Source organism: uncultured Maritalea sp., from assembly GCF_937139385.1.
GTDB lineage: Bacteria > Pseudomonadota > Alphaproteobacteria > Rhizobiales > Devosiaceae > Maritalea > Maritalea porphyrae_A.
In genome coordinates, this window is sequence record NZ_CAKZPW010000282.1 from 1 (window position 1) to 17,382 (window position 17,382).

At 48.9% G+C, this 17,382-nt stretch carries 20 protein-coding genes; 6 read left to right on the forward strand and 14 right to left on the reverse strand.

Annotated features, from left to right (window positions below):
• Positions 1–122: 122 nt before the first annotated feature.
• On the reverse strand, positions 123–539 hold the full coding sequence (locus Q0231_RS11500) for a GFA family protein (RefSeq protein ID WP_299347772.1): 417 nt from the start codon (positions 537–539) through the stop codon (positions 123–125).
• A gap of 64 nt (positions 540–603) precedes the next feature.
• On the opposite strand from Q0231_RS11500, the gene Q0231_RS11505 reads away from it, so the two are divergent.
• A complete protein-coding gene (locus Q0231_RS11505; RefSeq protein ID WP_269393886.1) occupies positions 604–1,170 on the forward strand; it encodes a GNAT family protein in 567 nt (188 codons plus the stop codon).
• Positions 1,171–1,220: 50 nt separating this feature from the next.
• A complete protein-coding gene (locus Q0231_RS11510; RefSeq protein WP_269393887.1) occupies positions 1,221–2,036 on the forward strand; it encodes an RNA methyltransferase in 816 nt (271 codons plus the stop codon).
• Between the two features lie 33 nt (positions 2,037–2,069).
• Here Q0231_RS11510 and Q0231_RS11515 read toward each other — a convergent pair whose 3' ends face one another.
• From Q0231_RS11515 to Q0231_RS11525, 3 genes are read right to left on the reverse strand one after another with little or no spacing between them, the layout of a single operon-like run.
• Positions 2,070–2,966, reverse strand: coding sequence for a hypothetical protein (locus tag Q0231_RS11515; protein ID WP_299347773.1), 897 nt, complete (start codon positions 2,964–2,966; stop codon positions 2,070–2,072).
• Positions 2,963–3,847, reverse strand: coding sequence for an ABC transporter ATP-binding protein (locus tag Q0231_RS11520; RefSeq protein ID WP_269393889.1), 885 nt, complete (start codon positions 3,845–3,847; stop codon positions 2,963–2,965). The genes Q0231_RS11515 and Q0231_RS11520 overlap by 4 nt, the downstream gene beginning before the upstream one ends.
• Positions 3,847–4,200, reverse strand: a complete 354-nt coding sequence (locus Q0231_RS11525) for a GntR family transcriptional regulator (RefSeq protein ID WP_269393890.1) — start codon at positions 4,198–4,200, stop codon at positions 3,847–3,849. Before Q0231_RS11525 ends, Q0231_RS11520 begins: the two co-directional genes overlap by 1 nt.
• Positions 4,201–4,570: 370 nt before the next feature.
• Here Q0231_RS11525 and rpsD point away from each other — a divergent pair, with 370 nt between their 5' ends.
• Positions 4,571–5,188, forward strand: coding sequence for a 30S ribosomal protein S4 (rpsD, locus tag Q0231_RS11530; protein WP_269393891.1), 618 nt, complete (start codon positions 4,571–4,573; stop codon positions 5,186–5,188).
• A 75-nt stretch (positions 5,189–5,263) separates the two neighbouring features.
• Here rpsD and sbmA read toward each other — a convergent pair whose 3' ends face one another.
• Positions 5,264–6,460 carry a peptide antibiotic transporter SbmA gene (gene sbmA / locus Q0231_RS11535; protein ID WP_269393892.1) on the reverse strand — a complete coding sequence of 399 codons (1,197 nt, stop codon included), beginning with the start codon at positions 6,458–6,460 and terminating at the stop codon, positions 5,264–5,266.
• A 276-nt stretch (positions 6,461–6,736) separates the two neighbouring features.
• Here sbmA and Q0231_RS11540 point away from each other — a divergent pair, with 276 nt between their 5' ends.
• A complete protein-coding gene (locus tag Q0231_RS11540; RefSeq protein ID WP_269393893.1) occupies positions 6,737–7,114 on the forward strand; it encodes a hypothetical protein in 378 nt (125 codons plus the stop codon).
• Between the two features lie 75 nt (positions 7,115–7,189).
• The gene (ttcA, locus tag Q0231_RS11545; protein WP_299347774.1) at positions 7,190–8,032 is read left to right on the forward strand and encodes a tRNA 2-thiocytidine(32) synthetase TtcA; all 843 of its coding nucleotides are present in this window, start codon (positions 7,190–7,192) and stop codon (positions 8,030–8,032) included.
• On the opposite strand, the gene Q0231_RS11550 is transcribed toward ttcA, so the two are convergent.
• Entirely contained in the window at positions 8,033–9,259 is a 1,227-nt protein-coding gene (locus Q0231_RS11550) for an MFS transporter (protein WP_299347775.1), read from the reverse strand. It abuts the gene before it with no gap.
• A gap of 87 nt (positions 9,260–9,346) precedes the next feature.
• The gene (locus tag Q0231_RS11555) at positions 9,347–10,573 is read right to left on the reverse strand and encodes a multidrug effflux MFS transporter (RefSeq protein WP_299347776.1); all 1,227 of its coding nucleotides are present in this window, start codon (positions 10,571–10,573) and stop codon (positions 9,347–9,349) included.
• Positions 10,574–10,817: 244 nt separating this feature from the next.
• Between Q0231_RS11555 and Q0231_RS11560 the strand changes: the two genes are divergently transcribed.
• The gene (locus Q0231_RS11560; RefSeq protein WP_299347777.1) at positions 10,818–11,756 is read left to right on the forward strand and encodes an AEC family transporter; all 939 of its coding nucleotides are present in this window, start codon (positions 10,818–10,820) and stop codon (positions 11,754–11,756) included.
• On the opposite strand, the gene Q0231_RS11565 is transcribed toward Q0231_RS11560, so the two are convergent.
• From Q0231_RS11565 to purL, 7 genes are all read right to left on the reverse strand, one after another.
• Complete coding sequence (locus Q0231_RS11565) at positions 11,753–12,967, reverse strand: multidrug effflux MFS transporter (protein WP_299347778.1); 1,215 nt, start codon at positions 12,965–12,967, stop codon at positions 11,753–11,755. The two genes, Q0231_RS11560 and Q0231_RS11565, sit on opposite strands and share 4 nt — an antisense overlap.
• Before the next feature lie 81 nt (positions 12,968–13,048).
• Positions 13,049–13,516 (reverse strand): YtoQ family protein, encoded by a 468-nt coding sequence (locus Q0231_RS11570; protein WP_299347779.1) that lies wholly within the window; start codon positions 13,514–13,516, stop codon positions 13,049–13,051.
• Between the two features lie 3 nt (positions 13,517–13,519).
• Complete coding sequence (gene grxD, locus Q0231_RS11575; RefSeq protein ID WP_269393900.1) at positions 13,520–13,855, reverse strand: Grx4 family monothiol glutaredoxin; 336 nt, start codon at positions 13,853–13,855, stop codon at positions 13,520–13,522.
• Between the two features lie 96 nt (positions 13,856–13,951).
• A complete protein-coding gene (locus Q0231_RS11580) occupies positions 13,952–14,884 on the reverse strand; it encodes a GNAT family N-acetyltransferase (protein WP_299347780.1) in 933 nt (310 codons plus the stop codon).
• Complete coding sequence (locus Q0231_RS11585; RefSeq protein WP_299347781.1) at positions 14,881–15,504, reverse strand: HAD-IA family hydrolase; 624 nt, start codon at positions 15,502–15,504, stop codon at positions 14,881–14,883. The genes Q0231_RS11580 and Q0231_RS11585 overlap by 4 nt, the downstream gene beginning before the upstream one ends.
• Positions 15,505–15,510: 6 nt before the next feature.
• On the reverse strand, positions 15,511–15,741 hold the full coding sequence (locus Q0231_RS11590) for a BolA/IbaG family iron-sulfur metabolism protein (RefSeq protein WP_269393903.1): 231 nt from the start codon (positions 15,739–15,741) through the stop codon (positions 15,511–15,513).
• A 35-nt stretch (positions 15,742–15,776) separates the two neighbouring features.
• Positions 15,777–17,382 (reverse strand): phosphoribosylformylglycinamidine synthase subunit PurL (gene purL, locus Q0231_RS11595; protein WP_299347782.1); only part of this gene is annotated, 1,606 nt, incomplete at its 5' end.

Genomic DNA, 17,382 nt, shown 5'->3' on the forward strand with positions numbered 1-17,382 from the left:
GCCGGTTAAGCGGCGGCAGGCTTCGCAATGGCATTGGGCCATGCGGACCGGCTCTGCATCTACTTCAAACGTTACTGCACCGCAGTGACATTGGCCGGTTTTTGTCATTTCAATAAACCTTTCTAACTCTCTTTGTATTTGTGGAACTGTGGCAGTTCCGGATCGATGTGATCCCAAGATAGGTGTGACCGTGAAAAGATGAGTGATCTTGGTTTGTATGTTTCTGCGGCATCGCCCAACATGCTGACAGGGAGTAGTTTGTGACCTGGCACGCGAGAGGTCACGCCAAAAACTGGCGTGCCGCAATTTGGACAGAAGTTCCTTTGTACCGTTGCGCCGCTATCTGCCGTGACGGAAAAAGACTTGGTTTCGCCAGAAATTTGAGTAGTGTCATCACTAAAGAGAGCAAGTGCACTATGTCCGGTGCCACTGGTTTTTTGACAATCCTTGCACGCGCACAGCATGGTTGTGCGTGGCTCACCTAAAATTTTGACACTGATCGCGCCACAAGCGCAAAAGGTTTCAACAAAATCGCTCATTTGCTCAGCTTGCCGAGCATTTGCGCCAGATGCAACACTAAATTGAATATTGGATAATTTACGTATGAATTTGCCGTTTGAATTGCCACTTGAGACCGATCGCCTCGTGTTGCGTTTGCCACGTGCGGATGATGTGGACGCTTTGATGGAGTATAGTGCTGACCCAGAAGTCTGCCGATATTTGCCATATGAACCCCGAGAACGTGATGAGATTGAGAAAACGATGGAGCGTCGGTTGGGGTTCACTGAGTTTACCCCTGAGGGTCACCCGCTATTCCTTCACGTGGAAATAAAAGAAACAGGTGAAATGATTGGCGAGTTTTTGCTTTTTTCCAGAGATGTTGAAGCACGCCAGGGCGAGATTGGCTATGTGCTCAATCCTCGGTTCCAAGGTAAAGGGTATGCGTTGGAAGCTGCAACGGCATTGATGGATATTGCGTTTAAGGTAGGTAATTTGCATCGGATCGAAGCCAAATGCTCTGCGCCAAATCAACCTTCTTATAAGTTGATGGAAAAGCTTGGGATGCGGCGCGAAGCGCACTTTAAAGAACAGGCTTTGTTCAAGGGTGATTGGGATGAACTGCTGATTTATGCAATTTTGCAACGAGAGTGGCGCGAATTGCACCCTTGATCTTTTGCGATGATTGGCCCATTCATCGCCACCAACTGATGGAGCGATGAATGGCAGGTACTGACAGCACTAAGGGACTGGAGCTAAAACCGGGCCCTGCAGTTATTTTATGCGAACCGCAGCTGGGCGAAAACATCGGTACGGCTGCCCGCGCTATGGCAAACTTTGGTTTGTGGGATTTGCGTTTGGTCAATCCCCGTGATGGCTGGCCGAGCGAAAAAGCACGCTCTGCCGCAGCAAAAGCGAACCATGTGATTGATCGCGTTCAGGTTTTTGAGACGGTTGAAGAAGCAATTGCGGATTTGACCCGGTGCTATGCCACAACGGCGCGTTCGCGTGACATGTATAAACCCGTCATTGGGCCTGATGTTGCGGCCGACGAGATGGTTGGGCCGATCAAGAGTGGCGGAAAAGTGGGCATATTGTTTGGTCGGGAGCGTTGGGGGCTGAATAATGACGAGGTAGCACTGTGCGATAAAATCGTCACTTTGCCGGTGGAGCCTGCGTTTGCCTCGCTCAATATTGCACAAGCTGTTCTTGTGCTGGCCTATGAATGGCGTCGAGCATTTAATGGCGCCGGCGATTTGCCGTTTGATGGCCCCGCTGAAGAACCTGCGACCCGTGAAGATTTGGTTGGCTTGATGCTTCACCTCGAAGAAGCGCTGGATCGGGTTAACTTCTTCAAAACACCGGGCAAGCGTCCTTCAATGGTGGCGAATATGCGGGCCATGTTTGCGCGCGCCCAAATGAATATTCAGGAAGTGCGCACTTTTCGTGGTGTTGTGGCAGCGTTGGACCGCCGACACGAAAGGCCAAACCCATTGCGCGATCAATCTAAGTACAAACAAAAAAAGGACGCCGAATAGGCGTCCCTTCATTTCTCTGGTTGAACTCTTCGTTCAGGCGTCAATTAGGCGGCGGCGATATTCGCTCGCAAGGTAAACAAATCCCCCAAGCATAAGCACACCAATACCCATATGCAGCCAATCCGTTTGAGAGATGGCAAAGGTGATCAGTTCCCATGCCGATGTTGCGCCTGGCTGCATGATCCAGACTTCTGGATCAAACTCCATCGTGTCTTCTCCAGACATTTCCAACCGAAACATGATGAACTCTAAGATTTTGCTCTCATATGCAAGGTCGCGGATGTTGATCACACGTTCGAGCAATACCGCTACGGCTGGAATAACAAAGAAGAGGGGGATGCTCCAACGTTTGAACAATGTGCCCAAAAATGCGGCCCAGCCAAAAATTGGGGCGTACCATAGCAAAGAGATCAAGACATAGCAGGCACCTGCAATGGTTATTTGCATGTAGCTATTGATAAATTCAAGGATTGTGGGGGCATTGTAAAAAACAACAATCAAACCAATAACATTTGCAAACAAATAAGCGATGACGCCGGTGATCATCACCCAGAGGCCGATGGCCAATGGGAATATCGTATAGCCAGCGAGTACTTTTGAACCGAGAATTTCCAAATCACTTTTAGGCATAGACTTCCAAAACAGCAGAGAATTGCTCCGCCGATCTGCGTGAAACGCGTCGGAAAAATAGAACAACAGTGCGATGATCATATAGATGCCCCAGAGCAAAAAGGTAGCCATATAAGCCGCTTCGAAGAATTTTACGCTGCCGGGCATGCCTTCCACGTCTGCAGCTATTTCTGGCTGATTCATTAAAATCGCCAGCGATAGCACAACTGTGACCACGAGGGTTATGACGGCGGGAGCGATCAAAAATGCTCCCTTATGTTCAATGAATTCTCGTTTGACGAGCGCGAACCAAGATCTCATATCATTTCTCCTTGGTGGGCCGTGTCGCGTTGCATTAGGGCGACGAATAAATCGGAAACAGATGGGATGCTAACATCACCCAGCGTGCTCAGTTTTTCATGGTCAACACCATCGAAAATCATGATGTTTTGACCAAATTTGCTTTCTTCAAAAATGGGTCGCAGTGCTTTTGCAGCGTCAATGCCATTTGGTGCAACAACCAGTTGCACGAAGCGCTCGCCGACCTCTTCCATTGGGCTGTCTAGCACCAGGTGGCCGTCGCGGATAAACATCAAGTCTGTCAACATAAACTCGATTTCATCCACTTGGTGAGTGGTGATCAAGAGAGTTCGCTCTTCGTTCATGTAATCTTCCAGCAACCGTTTGTAGAAGCGTTTGCGGTAAGTGATGTCCAATCCGAGCGTTGGTTCGTCTAAGACTAGAAGCCGAGCATTGATCGCCATGACGACAGCAAGGTGCAGCTGAGCGACCATACCTTTTGATAGATTTTTAATCTTTGCATCAGCGCGGATGTCTGTTCCGTGAAGAAATCCATTTGCCTTCTCCCTTGAAAAATTTGGGTGAATCTCATCGAGAAGATCGAAGAGTTCGCGAACGCGCATGAAGCGGGGCAGGCTGGCAACATCTGAAATGAAGGCAACTTCATTCATAAGTGCGGCTCGCTCTGCATATGGGTCTTTGCCTAGAACGGAAATTTCGCCGTCACAATCGGTCAGCCCTAAAAGCGCGTTCAATGTGGTTGTCTTGCCCGCGCCGTTGTGGCCAATTAGCCCAACAATGCGACCTGGTTGAATTTGGAAATCCAGACCGTGCAGAATTTCCTTTTTGCCAAACCCTTTGCGTATAGCTGTGGCTTTAACGAGGGGAGTTGGGTTGGTCATTATTTGCCCTCTTCTTTCAATAACTCGTTTAGGTTGAGGTCTAGTGCCTCAATTTGGGTGCGAATACGTGGCCATTCTTCGGTTAAGAACTTTTCGCGTTCGTGGTTCAACAAAATTTTGTGCGCGCCTTCCGCAACGAACATGCCAAGCCCTCTTCTTTTTTCTACAACCCCCAATTCAACCAAAGACTGGTATGCTTTGGTGACAGTTAGTGGGTTCACCGACAGGTCTGTTGCGATCTGACGGACAGAAGGAAGGGCTTCGCCCTCATTTGTCGTCTTGTTCAGAATAAGGGCCATAATGCGTGTCCTTATCTGTACAAAAATCGGCTGTGTTTCATTCCATTGGTTCATGTGTCTCACTCATTTAGTGTGCTATAGTAGTAACACACCAAATCAGGATTGCAACAACAAATTTCAATAGGCGGGCAGTTTTTTGTTTTTGATGTGAGTATTTGCGACAGAAAACTGTCCTTACTTGCTCGAAAACTATTGAAAATCGTTGACTTTCGGTCCCCAGGGCGGTACATCCGCGCCACTTGCTGAATCTAATGGTTTGGTCAAGGGCACCCGAGACTGTCGGTTTTCATGTTGGTCAAAGCAATTTGACCCGCCGGGAACGGTTGATGTGTTTTTCGCACAGTCTGTCGGGTTTGTTGAATCATGAGTTTAACAAATCAAAGGAGGGCGCTGTCTTTAAAGAGAAAAATATAAAGGACAAGCGATGACAAAACGCCATTCGCAGAAATATAAAATTGACCGTCGCCTCGGCGAGAACATTTGGGGTCGTCCAAAGAGCCCAGTAAACCGTCGTGAATATGGACCAGGTCAGCACGGTCAGCGCCGTAAAGGCAAATTGTCAGATTTCGGTCTGCAGTTGCGTGCTAAGCAAAAGCTTAAAGGCTATTACGGCAATATGACTGAGAAGTCATTCAAACGCGTATACGGTGAAGCAACACGTCAACGTGGCGATACCGGCGAATTGTTGGTGGGTCTATTGGAGCGTCGTTTGGATGCTGTAGTATACCGCGCTAAATTCGTTACAACTGTGTTTGCTGCTCGTCAGTTCGTAAACCACGGCCACGTGCTTGTTAACGGCAAACGTGTCAACATTCCTTCATACCGTTTGAAGGTTGGTGATGTTGTTGAGGTTCGTGAGAAGTCAAAGCAGCTCGCATTTGTGTTGGAAGCAACACAATTGGCTGAGCGCGATGTGCCTGACTACTTGGATTACAGCCACGAGAAGCTGACTGTTTCAATGACACGTGTTCCAACTTTGTCGGATATTCCATATCCGGTTCAAATGGAACCAAACCTAGTTGTGGAATTCTACTCTCGTTAATCGAGACGACCACAGCACCAAGAATTCAAGGCCGCCCTTTGGGGCGGCCTTTTTTGTTGCCCTATTGGCCAGCAACTAGACTGGCATGGCTTTTTCGAATTTGCGCAAGCGTTGATAGACAGACATTAAGCGGATGATTTGGGTCCAAGAGTTGGCCAAGTATCTAAATGAATCCTCAACCTTGCTGAATGCATTGAACACTTGTTGAAGCAGGCCAAATGTAATGGCGCCGCTTACAATTGACGGGCCCAAGGCAATCAAAGGAATGAAGAGTGAACCTTGCAGGTACACGTACCTTGCTACGTTAAAGTACATGTAGTGAAAATAGAGGCGGAAATAGTTTTTACGAACTTCGCCAAAAAGGTTGGTAATTTCAAGAGGTTGTGCGCGAGCGGGATCGTCCTCTCCATATACCAGTTCTTTGCGGTAAGCGGCCTCAACCTTTTGGTTGTTAAACTCAAGACCGGGCAATCGAATGCCCACAATTGCTAAAAGCACTGTACCAAATGCTGCTGAAACCAAAGCGACCCAAACAAGGGATGCGCTCACCTCACCGATAAGGGGCAGTTCAGTCACTTGCTGGGATAATGTCCATAATATTGGCAAGAAAACAGCAAGAGTCATTAGCGATCCGACCAAATCGGCACCAAGATCTTCAACGCTTGTGGCGAAACGCATCGTGTCTTCTTGAATTCGTTGAGATGCCCCTTCCACTTCGCGCACACTCTGCCAGTGGTCCATGTAGTAGAAATTCATAGCAGTGCGCCAACGAAAAATGTAGTGCCCCGTGTAGAAGGCAACCAAAACCGCAACAGCGATATTGGGTAGCAGGATCAAAACTACGGGGACAAGATCGCCATAGAATTTTTCGATTGAGACAGAGCCCGGTTCAGAAAGTGCTTGTTGGATTTGGTTGTAAAAGCTGCCGTACCAATCATTCAAATAAGCACCAACTTGAACTTGAGCATAAATGATAATGAAAATAGAGGCCGATCCGACCACGGACCACCAATACCACTTGTTGCGCCCAATAAAGAACCAAGGGATGCAAAAACCGTAGGTTGCCATCAGTATGTATTGATAGAGCCATACTTTCTGGTTGTCTAAAAATGGAGCAGGATCGTCGCCCGGGTTTGGTGTGAGCACTGGGTCAAGGCTTAGAACACCCTGAAGTTGACTGCCGAAAGTGAACCATAATGTTACACAAATGGTGGTCCAAATCACGGCCGCACCAAAAAAGACCTTTGGCATAGGAAAAAACGATCGAAACACAAGATACCTCCCTCAAGATATGTTCCCTGAGTGGCATCCTTCCTACATATTCAACTACACGCAAGCAAATATGTGAATCCATTAATATGTTAAGGGAAATACTGGGCTTTTTTTGTAACTAAATGGGCAGTTTGCTCAAAAGTGAGGTATTTGTTTCCAGTTTTTTCACTCTATTTGCATAAGACTTTTGTTATTAACCGTATTGTAGCGACGCCTATGCGCATACTGGAGGGCAACAATGGGAACCAGTCCCATTGATCGTGGTAGGGATTATTGATGCGAATTGGATTTGACGATCTTATGGACCGGATACCTGGTCCCCCGACGAAAAAGTGGCCCGACGGTGTTTGGTTCGCTCGGGCATTCGCGAGCGATACGCTATCAGTCCAGCTTTATACACCAAAAAGCGGGATGTATCCCGTACCACCGGGCGTTCACATCATTTATATCGTTATGCGAGGCCGTTCTCACCTAAAAGTGGGCAACAATAAACACGATATGCAACCCGGAGACGTTGTGCCAATTGGTGTTGATGTGGTGCACGAATTTGAGAATTTTACGCGCGACTTCGCAACATATGTGATTTTTTGGCGTTCGCTAGAAGACCTGCGCAATATGAAGCTCAAAGAACAACAACAGCGAAACGTTGCCTAGCAGGCACGAACTAGCGCTTTCCAAACCCCATCAAACACAGTATCGCTGCACCCAACACTAGATTGGGCGAGAAACGTGTCAGACATTCAATCCACAACGAATAGCGAAACGAGCCAATTGTTTGCCACCATGCCGACCGGCGTGGAGTTTAAAAAATTGCGAAAACGGCTTTTGCGTCAAACAAGTGAAGCCTTGGGCCGATTTGGAATGGTGCAACCAGGCGCGCGTTGGTTGGTTGCACTGTCAGGCGGCAAGGACTCCTACGGGTTGCTGACGATTTTGCTAGATTTGAAAGCGCGGGATCAATTGCCTGTTGAGTTGATTGCCTGCAATTTGGATCAAGGACAGCCTGGTTTCCCAAAGGATGTGCTGCCCACCTATCTCAAGTCACTTGGTGTTCAACACCACATTGAATATCGAGATACATATTCGATCGTAAAAGAAAAAGTGCCTGAAGGTGCGACCTACTGCGGGCTCTGTTCTCGATTACGTCGTGCAAACCTTTATCGCATTGCGCGCGAAAAGGGATGCACGTCGGTTGTGTTGGGACATCACCGCGACGATATTCTTGAGACGTTTTTGATGAACATGTTCCACGGTGGTCGATTGGCGGCAATGCCACCAAAGCTATTGAATGACGAGGGTGATTTGACCCTGCTACGGCCACTAAGTTTTTGCGCGGAAGAAGACTTGCAAAGGTTTTCTGATGCGATGCAATTTCCGATTATTCCATGCAATCTGTGTGGGTCACAAGATGGCTTGCAACGGGTGATGATGAAGAAGATGTTAGCGGATATGGAAAAGGCTGACCCTGGTCGCAAAAAGCGGATGATGTCAGCGATTGCTAACATCAATCCGTCTCATATGCTTGATCACAATCTTTTCAATTTCGCGGGCTTGCAGCCTGCGGATCAATAGTTATTGAGCAGGTACAGCTGCGCGAAATCGATCAGAGCGTTTTTCGCTAATTGGAATGTGCAATGCAGTTGCTGCTAGTCCAAGTAGAATGCCCAAGTACCAAACAAGGTCATATGATCCAGTGCGATCAAACACAACACCACCAAGCCATACGCCAAAGAATGAACCCACTTGGTGGGACAAGAAGGCAAATCCGTAGAGCATACCCATGTATTTGGGACCAAAAAATCCAGAAACCAATGCTGCGGTTGGCGGTACTGTTGCAAGCCACAAAAGGCCAGTGAATGCAGCGAACAAGTAAGTCGATACTTCGCTTACTGGGATCAGCAGAAACAGCCCGGTGACAACGACGCGTGACAAATAGATTGAGGCGAGCAACAATTGCTTTGGAACTTTGCCACCCAAATAACCTGCGCTAAGTGAGCCAACGATATTGAACAGCCCAATCAATGCAAGTGCCCAGCTGCCTACATCTGGTGAAAGTCCACATTGAACCAAATATGCAGGCATATGCACGGTAACGAAGGCCAAATGGAAACCGCAAACAAAGAAACCTGCAACCAAAAGATTATACGAACGGTGTTTGAAAGCGCGGCTTAGGGTTTCAAGTACGGGCAGATCTTCTGTGTCTTCTGCGGTGTGATTAGTTTTGCCTTTGAGCGCATAGGATAAAGGTAAGATCAACAGAAGGGCTGCAGCAAAATAGACCAAGGTCGTTTGCCAGCCGAATGAATTGATAAATTGTTGGCCAATGGGCGCAAATACAAATTGCCCGGCAGATGAAGCAGCGGTTGCAATGCCAAATACAAAACTACGTTTCTCTGCTGGAACGGCACGACCAAAGGCCGCCATAACCACAGCAAACGACGCAGTTCCAATGCCGATGCCCGCAAGAACACCACCACCAAGATAAAGACTTGCCTCGGTGCCCCCTGTTGCCATGAGCAATAGACCCGCCGCATAAATGATTGCACCAACTGAAAGGGTTTTTGCGGTGCCGTAGCGATCTGCCATACCACCAGCGATAGGCTGCATTAGCCCCCAAACTAGGTTTTGGACTGCCAGTGCGAGGCCATAAACCTCGCGGCCCCAGCCAAATTCTGCGGTGACCGGCAACGTGAACAGGCCGAACGTCGAGCGTACGCCAAACGACGTCATAGCTATAATGCAGCCGGCAATGATTAGAATTGGCAGCGCCGCTGCGGTCGCTGATTTTGCATTGGTCATTTTTTCGCCCTATCGAAGTTCACACCAGAGCTTGCGCCAATTGGATGTGTTCAACAAATCAAATAATTGAATTGCCCTATCACCAAATCATATGGGGTCGTTGTGGGCTTGGAATAAAGTGCCATTTTCGGCAATCAATACCAAAACAACACTGATGGAACCAAATATCAAATAGCCGAGCGCGATTGGCAGTACTGTTCCATCGTAAGATTGGCCAACTAGCGTGCCCAATACAGCGCCACCTGCGGTTTGCATAAAGCCAAAAACTGAGGCCGCTGTGCCTGCGACACGGCCCAATGGTTCCATGGCCAATGAGTTGAAATTGGTGCCTGTGAGACCAAACAAAAACATAATGGGTGCTTGCAAGGCAATGAATAGCCAAAGGGGCAGTGCATCGAAATAGGCAAGGATTGACCAAACGGCACTTAAGGCTACAAAACCAAGCAGCGCGCTGTGTGACAGTAGTCGCATCCCAAATCGGCCAACATATCGCGAGTTGACAAACGAAGCGCTGGCCATCACCAGTGCGATAAATCCAAATGCCACCGGGAAGAGCGCGCCTAAACCATAGAGTTCGCCGTAGATTTGTTGCGACGCTGCAAGGAACCCGAATAGTGCACCAATTTTTACCATGTTGGCGAGGCCATACATGAGCGCTGAACGGTTGGTGAAGACAATTCGAAACCCATCAATGACAACATCGGGTCTATAGGGTCGACGATTTTCGGGTTTTAGCGTTTCTGGAAGACGGATCGTAACCCAAACCAATGCGATAAGTGCAATAACTGCCATTGCTATATAGATCCACTGCCAAGGGCCAACCAGAATAATCAATTGACCAAAGGCTGGAGCGAGAACAGGCATCACCATAAAGACCATCATGATCAATGACATGACTTCGGCCATTGCACGGCCCGCAAAACTGTCTCTTACCATTGAAAGCGCGACAACTCGGGTGGCTCCCGCGCCGACGCCTTGGATTACCCGCATGGTGACCATGGCGGTGAAACTCTCGGTCATCGATCCCAAGAGCGCGGCAATGATGTATATTGTGACGCCAATGAAGAATGTTTTGCGCCGGCCAATCGCATCGCAAAGGGGCCCAAAAAACAATTGGCTGATGCCAAAACCTATCAAGAAACTGGTGATCACATATTGACGATGGTTTTCGCTCACGACCGCGATCGCATCACCAATGTCTGGCAGTGCGGGCAGCATGATATCGATGGCTAAAGCGTTCAGCGCCATCACAAGGGCGGCCAGCGCGATAAACTCATAACGATTATCAGTAATGTTCAGTTTTTCGATCTTCATTCGAGCTCCAGTGGACAAGCGATGCAGCCGCAATTTCTTGGGGTCGCTGGACCAAACTTTCGGGTCTTGTGGTGGGTGCTGGGCGTCGAAAAGGCGCGGCGAGCAACTTAGGTGTCTGTAAATAATGTCAGGTGAAAACTGACTTGGCAATAGGTTTGACCAATTTCGCCAATTGGTTTGACACATATGTGCGATGGGAGTAGCGGTTGGATGCCCACCAAAACCAAAACTCACCAGGATATGTATGCTAGCCGCTTTTGAGAATATTTTGCCCGTCTTCGCAATCGTGATGCTCGGGTTTGGATTGCGAAAAAGCAATTTCGTGACGGCTGACAAATGGCAAATCGTGGATGAGCTTTGTTTTTGGGTGCTTTTCCCAGCTTTGCTCGTCAGCACATTGGTCAAAGCGGATTTTAGCCAGATTGAGCTAGGCGCTGTTACTGCGGTCATGTTGCTAATGGTGGTAATCACCACAGCGCTGGTATTGGCGATTTATCCAGTTTTACGCAGGGTTTGGAAAATTGGGAAACCGCAATATACCACTGTTTTTCAAACGGTTTCGCGCTATCACGGGTTTATTGCCCTCGCCATTGTTTTGGAATTGTTTGGTCCTGAAGGAAGCACAGCTATCGCGCTTTCTTTTGCGGTGATGGTGCCGCTAATTCAATTCGTCAACATTGTGGTGTTGGTCAGTTTCTCTGAAACGATCAAGTTTAGCTTTGCAAATGTTGCGTTGGGGGTGGTGAAAAATCCTATCTTTTTAGGCGCGATGCTGGGGCTTGTGCTTAATTTCGGCCATGTGCCCATTTGGAAGCCTGTGTTGACGTTCATGGACTTGTTGGCCAGCGCTGCACTTGGGTTGAGCCTATTGGCGCTGGGGGCGGGGCTAAGCCTTAAGGCTGCGTTGAACCCTTCGCGAGAAATGTGGGTTGGCGTTTTGGGGCGTCTATTGATGATACCAACCCTAATGGGCGTTTTGTGCTGGATATTTGGTGTATCGGGAATGACAGCGCAAGTGTTGCTGATTTTCGCCGCCGTGCCAGCGGCCGCAAACGGATACGTGCTGGCCAAAAAGATGGGTGGTGATGCTGAACTCTATGCTTCGACGCTGACTGTGCAGACTGTGTTTTCTTTTATGACGGTGCCGATTGTGATTTGGGTCGGGGCAAACTTTTTTGCTTAAACTGGTTTTGACAAGGGCCGAAACGCAGGCCGAGCCAGCAACATGAAGCCTGCGGCACCCACGCCGCAATACAAAAACCCCAATGTTAGAGGCAAAATTGTTCCATCAAAAAAATAACCAATTGCAGCGCCGACCGCAGCGCCACCTGTTGTGCGGATAAAACCAATAACTGACGAAGCAGTGCCCGCAACGCTGCCAAGAGGTTGCATAGCGCTAGAGAATTGGTTGACGCCCGCAAAACCAAAACACAGCATAATGGGCTGGTGCACCGCGACAAATAGCCAAAGTGGCAAAGTTTCAATTTGCCATGCCAATAAACTCCAAATCAGCGCACAAATGATGAAGCCGATGGTTGCGACGAATGCGATTTGATCCGCTCTGAAGTGATTGAGTAATCTTGAGTTCACAAAAGAAGCGATGGCAAGGTTAGTTGCTGTTAGCGCAATCATGAGCGGGTAGAGTGGTCCAAGCTCATATATGTCGATATAGACAAGGGGCGATATGCCCAAAAATCCAAATAACGTGCCGAGTAGAAGCATATTTGCAAAGGTCATGGCCATGGCTTGTCTAGTGGTGAAAACCAAAGCGAAACTCGAAATAATCGACTTAAAGGATAGTGGTTTTTTGTGCTGTGTCGAAAGAGTTTCGGGTAGGCGAAAGTAAACCCAAACCAGCATGACGATTGCCATGACTGCCATGAAGAGAAACGTAGAATGCCAAGTGGTGAGCATTATAATGACTTGGCCAAAGCTTGGAGCGATAATGGGCATGGCCATAAAAACCATCATGACCAAGGACATTATTTGCGCCATGGTTCGGCCCTCGTAACTGTCGCGAACGATAGCATTGGCCACAACACGCGATGCGCCTGCGCCCAGCCCCTGAATAAACCGAAGTAGCAGCAAGTAGGTGAAGTCTGGTGACAAAGGTGCAAGTGCAACTGAAATCAAGAACAGTGTGGTGCCGATGAAAACTACGGGTTTTCTGCCAATTGAGTCTGACAAGGGGCCATAGATCAACAAAGAGAAGCCAAACCCAGCCAAATAAAGCGTGAGCACAAGCTGCAAGTCGTTCTCGCTTGTGGCGCCCAGGTCATTGGCAATGATGGGCAAAGCAGGCAACATGATGTCTACGGCAATAGAATTCAGCGCCATCATTAAAGCGATGAGAAGAATGAATTCAATTTTGTTTTTGTGGGGATCTAGGAGCATTGGGCAATAGCTTTAAGGAATGTATGCCCGCAGGATGAACGGTGGGCTTGATAAACACAAGCCCACCATCTTCAAAACCGCCTAGTTCGATTTCGGCATGTCGCCATTCAGCACGTAGGCAAGAATTTGCACCGCTTGCTGAGGTGTCTCAATGACTGCAAGGGCCGCCGCATCAACTTCTTTGAGTGCATGCTGGTGGTCTTCGCCGTGCATTACGACCAGTGGTGTGCCAACAGCCGCGGCGAAGCCAGCGTCAAATGCTGCGTTCCACTGTTTGTATTTTTCGCCAAAGCGCACAATCACCAAGTCCGCTTCTTCGATCAGCGTGCGGGTCCGGATGGCGTTGAGTTTTGCGCCTTTATGGTCATGCCAAAACTTTTTGTCTTCCGCGCCCATAATGGTCACGCCGCAATCATCACTGTCAGCGTGGTTGGTATTGGGCGACGAAAAAGAGACGTTGAGGCCAGCCGCCTGTGCGCCAGCCTCAATTTCTTCACGCCAATTGGAATGAATTTCGCCGGAAAGATAGACTGTCCAATGACGCGTCATCAATTAGCTCGCTTCTTTAACGGTGATGCCGTTCGAGGTGAGGTGGGACTGTAATTCGCCAGCTTGGAACATTTCGCGGATAATATCGCAACCACCAACAAACTCGCCTTTGACATATAGCTGAGGAATGGTTGGCCAATTTGTGTAGGCTTTGATGCCGTCGCGCAATTCGTCGCTTTCGAGTACATTGGCAGATGCATATTCAACGCCAAGGTAGTTCAAGATTTGCACAACTTGGCCAGAAAAACCGCACTGTGGAAAATCTGGTGAGCCTTTCATGAACAAGAACACATCATTTTTTTTCACGTTGTCTTCGATGAATGCGTTGATATCGCTCATAATTTTGTCCTTTGGAAATCGTTAGTTTGGCCAAGCGAAAGCCACCCTTCGCCTGCAAATGTGAAAGTGGTTGTCCACTATTTAGAATATCGACGCTCAATTGTCGAGAATAGTGATTTCACCTTTTGCTGATCTTGTTTGCAATTGCTCAATGAAGGCGTCGATTGATTGTGGTGAATAGTCCAACAGTGTGCCAATTTTTCGTTCGCGTTTAATTGAGACACCGGGCTCCTGCTGCGAGAGTTGTTCGACAATCAGCTCAATCAATTTATGCATTCGTGGTTCTTCGCCCGGAAGATAGTAGAAAGCGGGTTCTGGCCAAGGCGTGGTTACTGGCATGTGATCTTTTGCGGCCTGATAGAAGTTTCGCGTATAGTCGTGCCAGACAAACCGAACAAGCTCGCCATCGTCGACATGTTTGGCGAAAGCATCAACCGGTTCCATTTCGTTGAACCAAGCGACGCGCTTTTTTCCGTCGAGCATGAGCTGAAGTTCACGACCTTCATGGGGACCAATCTCGTCGGAATACTCGATTGGCTCGGATTCCATGTCAAAGGCAGTTAGTTTAGCGCCGCCGCGAGTGTCATGTGTGACCTCTTTGACCGTATTGAAGCCAAATTGTTCGTAGAAGCCAACCGCAGGTGCGCTGGAGTCAACGATCAGTTTTTCCGGCCGACTTTGCGTAATATTGGCAATTGCGCGTAAGGCGAGTTTATAACCAATGCCCCGGCCCTGGTGATCAGGATCGACATAAAGGCCGCATACTTCATTGCCCTTGAACCCACAAAAGGCGAGGGGTTTGTCGTCTTCGTCAACCGCGATGATGAACTGTTCGCCGTTTTTTGCGCTCTTTGCGTAGCCTTCGCCAGTTAGGCCATGTGCCCAGCTTTCGCGCTGTGCCTGAGTATAGAACTCATCACTGGTTGCAAGAATTGCGCGACGGTGGAGCTCGGCCATGGCCGGGCCGTCTTCTTCATCCCACGAGCGGATAATGACGCCGTTGTCCCATGGGTTCATGATGTGCTTCATTTCAGCTGCTCTTTGATCCAAGGGTGATTGAAAAAGTCATCTTCGGTCATGAACATTGCACCGTCCCAACCATGAATGTTAGCCGCATCGACGTTCTTTTGCCCATCGTCAAAAAACAATGGTGCTTGCGATTGGGGGCCGATTGCTTGATCAACTTGTTCAAAGAACTCTGCATCCGGCTTGGCGAATCCAAGTCTAGCTGCATAAAACATGTCGTCGAAAATATGATTCAGGCGCAGTTCTTTCCAAAGGTGGAATGCGCGCAAATGCTCTTGATTGGTGGCCAAATAGACTTTGGCTGCACCAGTGCGCTGCAAGCGTTTGATGCCGTCCAGCAGTTGCAAGTTTAGTGGCGTGTCGTTTTCAAACCAATAGGTGAGGAAATCCAGTGTATTGATTTTGACACCGATGGTGGGCAAAAACGTGTCGAGTGCATCCACAATTGAACGGCGACCCCGGACAATTTCACCAAAATCCTTGCGGAAGAATTGATTGAAAGTGTCGCGATCAATACCGAAGTCCATTTCCATATGCGCGCTCCAATTTCGGCAACGGGCAGGATCTGGATGAAACATGGAGTGGATGAGAACGCCATCCACATCAAATAGGACGGCACGCACCGGAAATTACTCCGGTGCGTTTGTTTTAAGGGCGAGCGCATGCAGCGAGCCATCGTCAAGGACGGACTTAAGTGCCGCATTGACCATTTGGTGTTGTTGCACACGGGTTTTGCCTTTGAATGCTTCAGCTACCACTGTTGCTGTATAGTGGTGACCATCGTCCGTTTCTGCATGCACTTTTGCATCTGGAATTGCGGTTAGGATCAAGCGTTCGATTTCTGCGGTGCCAATAGACATATAAGTGCCAATTCTTTTTTGGTTGGGCGAAGCGGCTATTCGGCCGCTTCCGCTGCCATATAGTCAGGGAACCAGCTTTCATGCGCCGCACGCATATCAGTTACTTTCAAGCTTATCGCATCGCCAAGTTGAAGTCTTTCACCACCAACTGTACCCAGTTTGGCAATGGAAACACTTTGCTCAGACGCGCGCGCCAGAATTGAGTCGATATTAGCAGAATTTGCGGTAATGCAATAGCGGGCTTGGTCTTCTCCAAACAAGTTTTGTAGATCAGTCGCCACGTCGACTTTAGCACCAATATCGCCAGCAATCGCCATTTCCGCCAGTGCAACGGCCAAGCCGCCATCTGACAGGTCATGCGATGCAGTGAGCAATTCATCGTCGATCAAGCTGCGAACGAACGCGCCATTTTTGGCCTCTTCTTCCAAATCGACAGTTGGCGCATCTCCTTCGATGCGATTAAGGCAATCGCGCAAGAATGCGGACTGGCCTAGGTGTGTGCCGTTTTTGCCAACCAAAAGAATCACATCGCCTTCGTTCTTGAAGCTTTGTGTCATCATTTTTGACCAATCAGCCATCAAGCCCACGCCGCCAATAGCGGGGGTGGGCAAAATGCCAATGCCGTTGGTTTCATTGTAAAGTGACACGTTGCCAGAAACGATTGGGAAGTCGAGCGCACGACATGCATCGCCAATGCCAAGAATGGATTGGGCGAATTGTTCCATGATTTCAGGCTTCTCAGGATTGCCGAAATTAAGGTTGTCGGTGGAAGCCAAAGGTAGAGCCCCAACTGCTGATAGGTTGCGCCAGCATTCCGCAACAGCTTGCTTGCCGCCTTCGCGAGGGTTGGCTTCGCAATAGCGAGGGGTTACGTCGACTGAAAAGGCGAGGGCCTTTTTGCCGTCAGCGCCTTCAACGCGCACAACACCTGCGTCACCGCCGGGCAGTTGCACCGAATTACCTTGGATTAGTGTGTCATATTGTTCCCAAACCCAGCGACGTGATGCGCCATTTGCATTGCCGATTAGGGTCATCAATGCTTTGGTTGGGTCAAAGTCAGCAGGAATATCACCTAGCACTGGAGGCGCAGGGTATTCAGAACGAGGGCGATCATACTCTGGCGCTTCATCGCCCAGATCCTTAATTGGCAAGTTCGCGACTTCGATGCCGTTATGAATGCAACGGAAGCGCAAGTCATCGGTGGTTTTGCCCACGATGGCAAAGTCCAATTCCCATTTTTTAAAGACCGCTTGGGCTTCTTCTTCTTTGTTTGGGTCGAGCACCATCAACATGCGCTCTTGGCTTTCTGACAGCATCATTTCATAGGCCGTCATGCGCTCTTCGCGGCAGGGCACCAAATCAAGATCGAGTTCAACGCCAAGATCACCCTTGGCGCCCATTTCAACTGCAGAACACGTCAGGCCCGCAGCGCCCATGTCCTGAATAGCGATAACAGCGCCGGTTTCCATGAGTTCAAGACAGGCTTCCAGCAGACATTTCTCTGTGAATGGATCGCCAACCTGAACGGTTGGTCGTTTCTCATCAATCTTGTCGTCAAATTCTGCCGAGGCCATTGTGGCTCCGCCAACGCCGTCACGCCCGGTTTTCGCTCCGAGATAGACGACAGGAAGCCCGACGCCT

What these genes read in the sequence shown, in the direction of transcription:
- Q0231_RS11500 (WP_299347772.1), bottom strand. Translation starts at nt 539, where the DNA reads ATGAGCGATTTTGTTGAAACCTTTTGCGCTTGTGGCGCGATCAGTGTC.
- Q0231_RS11505 (WP_269393886.1), top strand. Translation starts at nt 604, where the DNA reads ATGAATTTGCCGTTTGAATTGCCACTTGAGACCGATCGCCTCGTGTTG.
- Q0231_RS11510 (WP_269393887.1), top strand. Translation starts at nt 1,221, where the DNA reads ATGGCAGGTACTGACAGCACTAAGGGACTGGAGCTAAAACCGGGCCCT.
- Q0231_RS11515 (WP_299347773.1), bottom strand. Translation starts at nt 2,966, where the DNA reads ATGAGATCTTGGTTCGCGCTCGTCAAACGAGAATTCATTGAACATAAG.
- Q0231_RS11520 (WP_269393889.1), bottom strand. Translation starts at nt 3,847, where the DNA reads ATGACCAACCCAACTCCCCTCGTTAAAGCCACAGCTATACGCAAAGGG.
- Q0231_RS11525 (WP_269393890.1), bottom strand. Translation starts at nt 4,200, where the DNA reads ATGAACCAATGGAATGAAACACAGCCGATTTTTGTACAGATAAGGACA.
- rpsD (WP_269393891.1), top strand. Translation starts at nt 4,571, where the DNA reads ATGACAAAACGCCATTCGCAGAAATATAAAATTGACCGTCGCCTCGGC.
- Q0231_RS11540 (WP_269393893.1), top strand. Translation starts at nt 6,737, where the DNA reads ATGCGAATTGGATTTGACGATCTTATGGACCGGATACCTGGTCCCCCG.
- Q0231_RS11550 (WP_299347775.1), bottom strand. Translation starts at nt 9,259, where the DNA reads ATGACCAATGCAAAATCAGCGACCGCAGCGGCGCTGCCAATTCTAATC.
- Q0231_RS11555 (WP_299347776.1), bottom strand. Translation starts at nt 10,573, where the DNA reads ATGAAGATCGAAAAACTGAACATTACTGATAATCGTTATGAGTTTATC.
- Q0231_RS11560 (WP_299347777.1), top strand. Translation starts at nt 10,818, where the DNA reads ATGCTAGCCGCTTTTGAGAATATTTTGCCCGTCTTCGCAATCGTGATG.
- Q0231_RS11565 (WP_299347778.1), bottom strand. Translation starts at nt 12,967, where the DNA reads ATGCTCCTAGATCCCCACAAAAACAAAATTGAATTCATTCTTCTCATC.
- Q0231_RS11570 (WP_299347779.1), bottom strand. Translation starts at nt 13,516, where the DNA reads ATGACGCGTCATTGGACAGTCTATCTTTCCGGCGAAATTCATTCCAAT.
- grxD (WP_269393900.1), bottom strand. Translation starts at nt 13,855, where the DNA reads ATGAGCGATATCAACGCATTCATCGAAGACAACGTGAAAAAAAATGAT.
- Q0231_RS11580 (WP_299347780.1), bottom strand. Translation starts at nt 14,884, where the DNA reads ATGAAGCACATCATGAACCCATGGGACAACGGCGTCATTATCCGCTCG.
- Q0231_RS11590 (WP_269393903.1), bottom strand. Translation starts at nt 15,741, where the DNA reads ATGTCTATTGGCACCGCAGAAATCGAACGCTTGATCCTAACCGCAATT.